Source organism: Plectonema cf. radiosum LEGE 06105, assembly GCF_015207665.1.
In the GTDB taxonomy this organism is placed as follows: domain Bacteria; phylum Cyanobacteriota; class Cyanobacteriia; order Cyanobacteriales; family Nostocaceae; genus Rivularia; species Rivularia radiosa_A.
Window position 1 is genome coordinate 1 of the sequence record NZ_JADEWL010000193.1, and the last position, 10311, is coordinate 10311.

General features: G+C 37.5%; 10 protein-coding genes. All 10 read left to right on the forward strand.

From position 1 onward, the window contains the following. The first annotated feature begins 194 nt into the window (after nucleotides 1-194). Nucleotides 195-854 carry a group II intron reverse transcriptase gene (locus IQ247_RS29355; protein WP_228060153.1) on the forward strand — a complete coding sequence of 220 codons (660 nt, stop codon included), beginning with the start codon at nucleotides 195-197 and terminating at the stop codon, nucleotides 852-854. A 181-nt stretch (nucleotides 855-1035) separates the two neighbouring features. Beyond that, nucleotides 1036-1185, forward strand: coding sequence for a hypothetical protein (locus IQ247_RS29360; RefSeq protein ID WP_193925397.1), 150 nt, complete (start codon nucleotides 1036-1038; stop codon nucleotides 1183-1185). A gap of 16 nt (nucleotides 1186-1201) precedes the next feature. Then, on the forward strand, nucleotides 1202-2224 hold the full coding sequence (locus IQ247_RS29365; RefSeq protein WP_193925399.1) for a hypothetical protein: 1023 nt from the start codon (nucleotides 1202-1204) through the stop codon (nucleotides 2222-2224). A gap of 6 nt (nucleotides 2225-2230) precedes the next feature. After that, nucleotides 2231-3031, forward strand: coding sequence for a hypothetical protein (locus tag IQ247_RS29370; RefSeq protein ID WP_193925400.1), 801 nt, complete (start codon nucleotides 2231-2233; stop codon nucleotides 3029-3031). Next, nucleotides 3031-4719 (forward strand): TrbI/VirB10 family protein, encoded by a 1689-nt coding sequence (locus tag IQ247_RS29375; protein WP_193925401.1) that lies wholly within the window; start codon nucleotides 3031-3033, stop codon nucleotides 4717-4719. Before IQ247_RS29370 ends, IQ247_RS29375 begins: the two co-directional genes overlap by 1 nt. Before the next feature lie 14 nt (nucleotides 4720-4733). Beyond that, complete coding sequence (locus tag IQ247_RS29380) at nucleotides 4734-5480, forward strand: hypothetical protein (RefSeq protein ID WP_193925402.1); 747 nt, start codon at nucleotides 4734-4736, stop codon at nucleotides 5478-5480. Nucleotides 5481-5547: 67 nt separating this feature from the next. After that, nucleotides 5548-7392, forward strand: coding sequence for a hypothetical protein (locus IQ247_RS29385; protein ID WP_193925403.1), 1845 nt, complete (start codon nucleotides 5548-5550; stop codon nucleotides 7390-7392). Nucleotides 7393-7553: 161 nt separating this feature from the next. Then, nucleotides 7554-8111 carry a hypothetical protein gene (locus IQ247_RS29390; RefSeq protein WP_228060154.1) on the forward strand — a complete coding sequence of 186 codons (558 nt, stop codon included), beginning with the start codon at nucleotides 7554-7556 and terminating at the stop codon, nucleotides 8109-8111. Beyond that, on the forward strand, nucleotides 8104-9930 hold the full coding sequence (locus IQ247_RS29395; RefSeq protein WP_193925404.1) for a type IV secretory system conjugative DNA transfer family protein: 1827 nt from the start codon (nucleotides 8104-8106) through the stop codon (nucleotides 9928-9930). Before IQ247_RS29390 ends, IQ247_RS29395 begins: the two co-directional genes overlap by 8 nt. An 11-nt stretch (nucleotides 9931-9941) precedes the next feature. Beyond that, a partial coding sequence (locus tag IQ247_RS29400) for a hypothetical protein (protein ID WP_228060155.1) occupies nucleotides 9942-10311 on the forward strand: 370 nt, incomplete at its 3' end.

Here is a 10311-nt window from a genome sequence, read left to right on the forward strand (position 1 = left end):
ATGTGTCACCAGCAAATACATTACGGGAAGCCTGCGTGATTTGCTTGAGCCGTGATACTTGGAAAACTTGTAAGTCCGGTTCTTAGGGGGGAAAGGGATAGCAATATCCCCGACCTACCCGACTAATACTTAGACCTCAAGACGATGCAGACCTGGCACTAAGGAAAGTCAGAGAATTTCTAGGACAAAAAGGAATGAATGTAAGTGAAGCAAAAACCAAGTTAACCGCTTCGACAGATGGATTTGAATTCTTAGGTTGGAGGTTTTACGTCCAACAAAATGGAAAGTTTAGAAGCATCCCTTCAGCGGATAACTTCAAAGCATTTCGTAAGAAAGTCAAGAAAATCGTTAAATGTTCTAACTATGGGGCAAAGGTGAAAGCTAAAAAGCTCGCACCAATAGTCAGAGGATGGAGACAATACCACAAGTACTGTAAATTAGACGGTTCCAGATTCAGCTTATACCATCTACAACACAGAACATTTAAGGTATTTAATAAGGAGAAGAAACAAGACCGCTACTCAAGTAAAAAATTACTAGATAAAGCGTTCCCATCAATTCCTTACTCCGAAAACCGTCACATCATGGTTAAAGGTAATAAATCACCATTTGACGGGAATTTAGTTTACTGGAGCAAACGCAAAAGTAAACTATACCACGACCTAACCTCAAAACTATTAATAAAACAATCCCATACGTGTGGTCACTGTGGCTTAAAGTTCATAGATGACGAATCTATACACTTACACCACATAGACGGCAACCATAACAACTGGAAACATAAAAACCTGACAGTTGTACATCAAAGTTGTCATCAATATATCCACATGAGCAAGAAAGGTGAGAAAGATTAGAAAGCTGTTAGGCGATTCCTATGAAAATGGAACTACCTCTGCATAACTAGCAGGAACAGTAAGTAAAATTGGACTCTAACTTTCTATTCATTCTAGTAGCCGGATGCGGTGAAAGCTGCACGTCCGGATATGAAGGAGAGGTGCGGGGCGTAATAGCTCCCATCGACTCTAACCTGATGGCTTGAAAACAAAACAATCGCAAGATTTGGCGAATCTAAACTTAACGAATATATCTCGCTCCTTAGATGGGCAAAATCAAGCACGTCAAAAAGAATCTGTTGGTCAAGGTTTTAGTAATCTAAGAACGGCTGCACAGTCAAGATTGTTTTAATTGAAGATGCACCCGTATGTTCTACTCAGTACTGAAATACGGACTTATCCTTTCTCAAGTTCAACCAGAAAATCCCGGTCAAGCAGCTTCCACAATTACGGAAGATGGGGTTGCTGCTAGCGAAGCTGTTGCACAATCAATCGATCAGCTTTGGGATGACGTTTTGGGTGGAGGGCTTTATAATGCGATCGCAAATCTCGGAATCTTCTTCGCAGTTGGCACTCTCCTGATTTTCATAGTCCAATGGACGAAGGAAATGATTGACGGTGATAGTTCCAAGGGATTTACCGAACTAATCTGGACAATCGTTGTCATAGTCTTACTTGCGAACAACGGTCAACAATTAATCGCTGTGACTAAAGGTTTACGAGGAATCATCAATCAAACCAACCAAACTCTCTTGGTTTCCACGTCTGCTTCTATCCAATTGCAAGAAGCTTATCAACTCTTAATGCTCAAAACGGGTAAAACAGACGCAATTGAATCGTTGATTAATCAATGTAATACCATTGCTGACCCAACGCAACAGACTGAGTGTTTGCAAAATGCAGCCCGACAAGCAAAGCAAATTGAAGCAGAAGCGGAACAAGATAACCGCCCATATTGGCTATCAAATGCCAGCGATTTTTTCAACACCAATATTTTTCAGTTAGCAGTACGTGGTTGGCTACTCGCACTTGCGGCAGCTTTCCAATGGATAATAGAGATTTGTATGTTATTGACTGCACTACTTGGACCATTGGCTGTTGGAGGTTCATTACTTCCTGTGGGTCAAAAAGCTATTTTTGCATGGTTAACGGGTTTCTTCTCAGTTGGAATGATAAAGCTTTGCTTCAATATTATTTCCGGTTTAGTTGCCACTATGGTCTTGAATGCTGACAATAACGACCCAATGATTTTTGCATTTGCAATTGGTCTTCTTGCACCAATTTTATCTGTAGTTTTAGCAGCAGGTGGTGGGTTAGCGGTTTTTAGAAGTTTTTCAAGTATTGCGAGTTTTGGTCTTTCTACTTTCGTAACAAGAATTGTTAGTAAATAGAAAAATATGACGAATCTAGATAATAATTTGAATTCAGATACTCCAAAAATAAAAAGATTACGGTTTTTAAATCGTGCTTCAAAAAACTTATCAACTGGCGATACTTTAGCATTATTCGCAATTGGAACTTTTGGATTACATCTGATTACATTTTTTATGCTTATATTACTTTACGGTTCCTATTCGCAATTAAATAAAAAACCACCTCCTTCTTTAGTGCAATTAGAGACAGGAGACGCAATAAAAGTTGCAGCGTTAGGAAATAGCGATCGCACTCCCCAAGTGGTATCTCGTTTTGTTTCCGACACTATGACTTTGATGATGAATTGGTCAGGAACATTACCACCGGACACCGTTGAAGAGAACGCTAAACCATTACAAGACAAGGGTGTGGATATTGGACAGCGTGAAGCAAGAGGAAATAAAGTACCATTAGGAGCGTGGCAAGCATCCTATGCATTATCGTCAGACTTCCGTAAAGAATTTTTACAAAAGCTTGCTTCAATGACACCGCAGGGAGTGTTTAAAGGTACAACCCAAGTCGTTCTAATTCCACTGTCTATTCAATCACCTACCAAAATTGAAGAAGGAAAATGGAAAGTAAAAATGATTGCAAATTTGAATGTATTTGACCAAACTAATAATTTAGGAGAGGTGATTCCGTTTAATAAAGAAATATTTGTTCGAGCAGTAGTTGCTCCCTCTTCACCTGTTAATACAAGTAATTTAGCTGAAGTAATTTATCAAGTACGCGCTAGTGGATTAGAAATTTATGCGATTCGAGATTTACAAGCGGAGAATTTATAATGAGTGAGCATTCAGTTGAGAATGACTTAAAAAAGTCAGATGAATCCGAAAGTGATTGGAATGAAGCAAGCTTTGCTAAACTACTTGGTTTTCATGATGGAAATCAAACACAAAATCAACCTGAATTCAGTGAAGAGGAGGAGATTAAACCAGAAGAAATACAGAATCAAACCGATGCTCCAAATCCAATTGCAACTCAAGAATTATTTGATGACCCTCAAGTAGGAAAAACTCAACAAAATTTTTACAGCAACCCTTTTGCTAAGTTTGGCGCTGTCGGTTTGGTAATGCTGGTTGTATTCGGTTCTGCTGCGACAGTTTTAAACAGCATTATGTCGGGTAGTCTTAAAACTGCACCAACAGCACAATACTCGAAACAATCCAAACCCAAAGTAGAAATTGCTGATAATCAAGAGGAAAATGAAACCGGAAAGTTAAAAGCAGAATTGGCACTATCAACTCAAGCAGAAAAAATCAAATCTGTAGAGCGTGCTAAAAGTCCTAAAACTACTGTCAGCAAACCCAAAGTTAAACCTAATAAGGAGCCGAATTTACCACCCGTAACTCGAACAACTCCAACAAGAGAACCGAACTTACCTGTTCGGACTCAAATAGTTTCAAGACAATTGCCTTTATCTCAAGTTCCTTATATACCCCGTCTTCAACCTCAAACTGTAAGATATAATTCTCCTCCAAGCACTCCAGCAGTAAGGCAATTCCAGCCAGTTGCAAACAAAGTAAGCAAACCAATTAGTACCCCTACCGAAGAAAAGGCTGACCCGATGGAAGAATGGTCTAGAATTAGTCGTTTAGGAAGCTATGGCAGCAGCACAATTACGACAAATATCGATGAGCAACACAAAGGTAGTACGATTGATACCGTAACAGTCGAACAACAAAAACCAGTAATTCCTTCAGCAACTTTGGTTTCAGCAGTCCAGACTACACAAACATTAAATACGGATGAATTAGAACCGCTTCATAGTGAAGAAGCCTCTATTATTGGATACCAAAACAATTATCAACTAACAGTAGGTACATTTGTTGATGGAAAACTATTAACCCCTTTAATTTGGAGTGAACATTTTACTAGCAATAATCCAAATCTAAAATCTAAAAATAACTCCAAAAGCGAAAAATTTGTCATAGAACTGCAACAACCATTAACTATGGGAGAAGGCTTAGTAGTTTTACCACCAGGTTCTCAAGTAGTAGCCCAAATTAATAACGTCGCTAGCGGAGGATTTGTTGAACTCCAAGCAACCCAGGTTTTGATCAATGGAGAAGAATATATCCTTCCGCCAAATTCAATTACGATTCGTGGCACTAATGGAAAACCTTTAATTGCATCTCGTTTGAACAGTAATAAGGGAGAAATTGCACGAAGAGATGCACAAATATTCGCTGTAGGCTCTCTGGCTAAAGTCGGTAAAGTTATTAACCAGCCTAAAGAAGAACAAATATCAACCAGCAGTGGATTTGGTGGTACTAATTCTTTTTCGTCTGTCAGAAGAAGTCGAGAAAATATTTTAGGAGCAGTTTTAGAAGGGGGATTTGAACCATTAACTCAGCAAATTCTCAGACGTAATCAGCAAGCATTACAAAAACTACAACAACAAGAAGATGTTTGGTATGTCAAAGCTGGTACTAACGTGCAGGTATTTGTTAATCAATCTTTTCAATTTTAGTTAGGGTATTAGTAATGAGTAAGCAATATTCAGTTATAAATCGCTTTATTCTTGTTTCTTATTTCACATTTTTTTTATTTGATTTATCACCAGTAATTGCAAGTGAAATAAAACAGAGTGTGAAGCAAATTCCCCAGGGAGTAGCTACTGGTCATAATTCCCAAAATATACCCAAAATTGAACTGTCCCCAGGATACGGGGTGAATATTTCATTTATCAAAAGTGGTGAAATTGTAGAAAAAGTTTGGTTGGATAATCCGGCGATCGCAACTCTCGATGTTGACGGCTGTTTATCTACAGAAGGAAGAAAATGTGAACAAGAAGGAGCAACAGTAATACACTTACGACGAATAAATCCGTTAAAAGTACCGCAGTTACCCAATTCAAATACAAGCTTACTAACTGTTATTGCAAAAGGTAAATCTGCAAGAAAGGTATATTTATTTAAAGTGGGAATAGAAAGCAAAACTCCCACTTATCATACTCTTGAAATCATCCCTGATAGCAAAATAACTTTAGAAGATACTCAGTTTTCTAACATCACAAATATTAATGAGTTACGGCAAATTAGTAAAGGCTTAAAAATTGTTAATACTAGAGGCTTGATTAGTAGAGAATCTCGCTTATGGTCAAGAATAGCGAACTTTTTAATTGAGGTAAGGATGGGGGAACCTGTAAACACTGCTGCTCGTAAAAGCGGTATTTCGATGCGGTTGGTTAATCGACTAATTGAAATCGGGAGTAATTCAGTTATGAGATAAATAAAAATAAAACTTCATTTATAATCGCTTTATTTATCAATAATTAAATATTTTCTATATCAAGATAATGAAATTACTAAAAAAACATTTGATATTTGCTTCCCGATTAAGTTTATCACTATTAATTTTTGGTGCTATTCTCATTACATGGCAGCAAAAATCGATATCTAATCCTTCTTCAGCACACTCCCGAATTCCTACGGTCGAATGGCAGAACACTCGCTTACCAGATTGGAATCAAATTACGTTTTCTAAAATGCCAGCGATTACCGCAGGAGGCTCATTCCAAGCACCAAATAATGTTACCTCTGAATTAGGATATGACCCATCTCGTAGTTGGAATGTAGGACAAACACCCGATTCATTTACGATGCTGGGTGATTTTCAGGACTCTTTTAAGCTTCAAGAATTTTCACTTGCTGATATTTCTCAAATTGCTAACTCAAATTTACAAGAAACTAATTTGGAGAGTTTCGGTGTAGTAAAATTTCAAACTTTAGATAGCTTGGTTAAGGCAATACCGGATTTGCAAAAATTTCCAATAGTAAATATCAAACCAATTCTAGATTTACTCTCACAAAATTTATCCCAGTCATTTAACATCAATCAAACTATCAGCAATTTACTCAATGAATCTCCCCATTTGGGTCAGTTGAATTTTGAATCTTTGGATTTAACATCTTACAATCTCGATTCAATTCCGGGATTATCTACAACTCCGATTGCTAGCTTTGATCAATGGCAAGGAGTTTACATTGATGAAGTACCCGGATTGAGCGATGTACCATTTTCTCAATTCCCAAATCCTGCTAACCCCGTAGGAATGGAAGTTGGGATAGTAGATATTGCCTTTGCAACCGATGAACAAAAACGAAATCGAACTATTTCAGGTAGTAACAAAGAAGGATTTGCAGTTCCTTGCGAGCAAGATTGCGCTCATATTGAATTATCTGGCTCTCCTGCTATTAAGGGTAAAGCTTGGATTAGCGGTAAATATCAGTTAGTTAAAGGTGGAAAAGGTATTCTTGGTTCGGTTAATAGTGGAAAAGAGCCAACTGGTAGAAATTTATTTGGTGATGCTTTTAAAGTTGCTGTGTGGGATGTCTCGGAAGTTGATGGAAAGATATCTCAATCGTTATTCTTCCGAGTTTGTATGCGGAATAATTTTATTGACTTGGGATGTACTCCGTATTTTATCGGTCCTGTTCCGTTTATGACTTATAAGGAAAAAGAAGCAATATTTTTGGGTCAGATTGATTCTAATAAAAATGGAATCTCTACTCCTACAGGTTTAAAAAGTAGTGGATTTACTTTCTATAATTCTCCAATTATTAACGGTGAGAAAGAAAACAACCTATCTAATTTAATGCCAGTTTTAAAAGAAGATTGCAAAAATGTTCATTCATCTGGTACTAATCGTGATGCTTTAAATTCTGCATTATCAAATGTAGAAAATAACTATAGCTTTGTGGGAAATTATGTTTGCGATAATTCTCTTAATTGTGGTAGAGCGCTTGGTGCAATGCATTTTATGTCTTCAAGTCCGGAAGTACGGAAGATTATCACTAGTAAACCAGGTGGAAAAGAGTTTTTAAAAAAGTTGGATGTAGGAGAAACAGTTACTTCTTTGGAGATGACACAGTATTTCTCACCGCAAGAACAGCACTCTTTAATGGAATCAGAAACCAGCAATTTACTGTCAATAGCATCGCAGCAAACTGACTCAAGCATAGGTAAACCTTTTACTGGAGATAGATTAGTTGAACGTGCGTCTCAAATGCATTTTGCAGGTACAAATATTCCAATTGATTCACAAGTTAGTGATTTAAGTAAAGGAATTTCAGTTAAAGAATATGGAAAAAATACTAATTATCAATACAAACAGAATTTAAAATCAATGGATTGTTTATAAAGAAGGCAGGAGGTATTAGTTTGTTCTTCTCGTTCAAGGAAGAAGACAAAAGCTTAATATGTCCTTCTTAATGAAAGTTAGAACCATAAATCAAAACTTGCTCTTCCAACTCCCTTCAGCAAAGCTGCCCTCTGCCACCTGCCTTTCTTAAAAGATTAATTATGCAATCAAATATCTATCGATTTTCAAAATTACCACTGAGTAAAAATAAAATCATCGCTTTATTTTTATTTATTATAGTGATGATTTTTACTGTATCGGCTTTACATACAAGTTTATCTAAAAATAGCCCTAGATTAACTTGGGAGAGTGCAGAAATAGTTGTACCACAATCTCTTTTAAAACAGGTTTTATCTCAAAAATCAACTCGCCATTTAGATATTTCATCAATCAAAGTGATGCAAATTTCATCCCACGATGCTGGAAATTTGTATATTTTTGATTATGGTTCTCCTCAACTTTGCGGTGCTACTGGGTGTTTATATTCCGTTTACAACGAGTCGGGTAAGGTACTTTTAGAATTTATTGCTAATCCCTATCTTCCCATAGCAGAAAAACTCGTTCAAGTTTCAGAAACCGTGAATCAAGGATTTCCTTGTTTAAATATTACTCAAATTACAGATACTGATAAATTATTATCACAAACTGAATTTTGTTATCAGCAAGGTAAATATATTCGCTTAAATCAAGATTTCGTATCTGGGGGAAAGCATGAATAACAATTTTCTCCAAGTACAACAACCGTTAACAACACCGCAAAATTCTCAGATTGATAAATTAGCTGATTTGATGAAATCTCAATCTGGATTAGTACTGTTGGGTTGTTTTGCTAGCATTGGTATTTTAAAATTAATTTCCGGAAGTAATCATAAGGGTAAAGTTGCTACTAGTTATTGGGGTGGTAGTCGAGAAAAATCCCAAGCAGCCAAAAAAGCTAAAAAGCAGATATCTAAGCCAACTCGCAATTATGTCGGATTGTATGTTGGAACTCCCCCGTACATCAAAACGGCTCTGCAAAAACAATGGTATTCTCGCGGTTTACTCAAAACTACACCAAAATTCACACAACGATGGCTTTCACCCAATTCAACTTTATATGTACCAGATGCTCAAAGGGGAATAGCTGTTATTGGTGCAGCTGGTTCTGGTAAAACTTTCTCTGTGATAGACCCCTTAATTCGTAGTGCATTCGACCAAGGGTTTCCCATGCTGCTCTACGATTTCAAGTTTCCAGCGCAAACCAAACGAGCTGTGGCTTATGCAATGAAGCGGGGTTACAGCGTGAGAATATTTGCACCAGGATTTGCTGAAAGTGAAACTTGTAATCCTTTAGATTTATTGAGAGATGAGGAAGATGCGATCGCAGCAGGACAACTTACACAAGTTATCTCACGCAACTTTGATAGAGGTGCAAACGCTAGCAGCGATAAATTCTTTGAGGAGGCTGGAGATTCTTTGGTGGAGGGGATTTTACTTGTTACCAAAGCTATTAAAACTTTAACTGGAGAGGAAAAATATTGCGATTTGATGATGGCACAAGCAATTTTATCCTTGCCAAATCTTGCAGCTAGACTCGAAGCAGCATCAAAGGAGAAATTGAAAGTTTGGACTTCTCGACCATTATCGCAGTTAATCAGCGTCAAAGATTCAGAAAAGACTGCTGCATCAATCATCGGTACAGCACAACGAATGTTTCAGCGCTTTCTCAAACGGGATTTTGTCGGTGCATTTTGCGGTCAAACAACGTTACCGCTTGATTTAGATGGTAAGCAACTAATTATTTTTGGTCTGGATAGAAACAATAGAGATATTGTTAGTCCTCTGCTTGCTGCTATTTTACACATGATTGTGACGCGAAATATCACCCGCACCGTACCGCGTACAGACCCTTTAATTGTAGCTTTGGATGAGTTACCGACGTTCTATTTACCAGCGCTTGTCAACTGGTTAAATGAAGGACGTGAGGATGGTTTTGTGGGTATTTTAGGTTATCAAAATATTGCTCAACTGGAGAAGGTTTACGGGAAAGAACTATCACGAGCAATTTTAGGAGGTACTGCAACCAAATTTATTTTCAATCCTCAAGACCCTGAATCTGCAAAGATTTTTAGCGATTACTTAGGAGAAATGGAAATCAAATTTAATTCTAAATCTCGAAGTATGGGGAAAGGTGGTGGTGGAAGCAGTAGCAACGAACATCATCAAAAGCGGCATTTATTGGAACCAGCACAGTTTGCCAAAATGGGTACGGGTAGAGCGGTAATTATCAATCCAGCTTACACCCGTGGTACAGAAGCATACGTCCCTTTGTTACACAAGTTGAAGGTTCCCGCTGCTGATATTGATGAGATGAATTGGTCGGAAAGTAAATGGGATTTTGTGCGTAAGAGACTAATTGAAAATAATGGCTTACAGGTAAGTGATACTCAACGCTCCGCACAGTTTTTAGAACGTAGAGAGTTGGCAGAGAAATTATTCCCTTTACCCACTGATGGTGGAGATTTAGCTTCTCCAGAAGAATTAAACAATATTTTTTAAAGTAAAACAAAATGATAGAGAAAGAAATTAATTCAAATCCAGAAGTTTTTTCCGTTTTATCGCAATATCCGAAATGGCTATCAATGATTATTGAAGCTATTGATAAACCAATTTTAGATAAAAGCTATTGTCCTGAAGTAATCGAAATATTTGACCAGCATGGTTTATTAGCTGGAAAAGTTCACGGATTATCTGCTTATGAATGCACTAGAAACACCCAACAAAAAAGTGATTTCAATGCTTGGTTAATTGATGGAGAATTAGCGGTATTTTACATTGGCTCGGAATTAGTGATTAATCGCCTAGAGGGGAGGCAGGGAGAAGGGGGCAGGGAGCAAGGGGGAGAAATATATATCTGTGTCTTATACACATCTGACGCTG

What these genes read in the sequence shown, in the direction of transcription:
- IQ247_RS29355 (WP_228060153.1), top strand. Translation starts at nt 195, where the DNA reads ATGAATGTAAGTGAAGCAAAAACCAAGTTAACCGCTTCGACAGATGGA.
- IQ247_RS29365 (WP_193925399.1), top strand. Translation starts at nt 1,202, where the DNA reads ATGTTCTACTCAGTACTGAAATACGGACTTATCCTTTCTCAAGTTCAA.
- IQ247_RS29370 (WP_193925400.1), top strand. Translation starts at nt 2,231, where the DNA reads ATGACGAATCTAGATAATAATTTGAATTCAGATACTCCAAAAATAAAA.
- IQ247_RS29375 (WP_193925401.1), top strand. Translation starts at nt 3,031, where the DNA reads ATGAGTGAGCATTCAGTTGAGAATGACTTAAAAAAGTCAGATGAATCC.
- IQ247_RS29380 (WP_193925402.1), top strand. Translation starts at nt 4,734, where the DNA reads ATGAGTAAGCAATATTCAGTTATAAATCGCTTTATTCTTGTTTCTTAT.
- IQ247_RS29385 (WP_193925403.1), top strand. Translation starts at nt 5,548, where the DNA reads ATGAAATTACTAAAAAAACATTTGATATTTGCTTCCCGATTAAGTTTA.
- IQ247_RS29390 (WP_228060154.1), top strand. Translation starts at nt 7,554, where the DNA reads ATGCAATCAAATATCTATCGATTTTCAAAATTACCACTGAGTAAAAAT.
- IQ247_RS29395 (WP_193925404.1), top strand. Translation starts at nt 8,104, where the DNA reads ATGAATAACAATTTTCTCCAAGTACAACAACCGTTAACAACACCGCAA.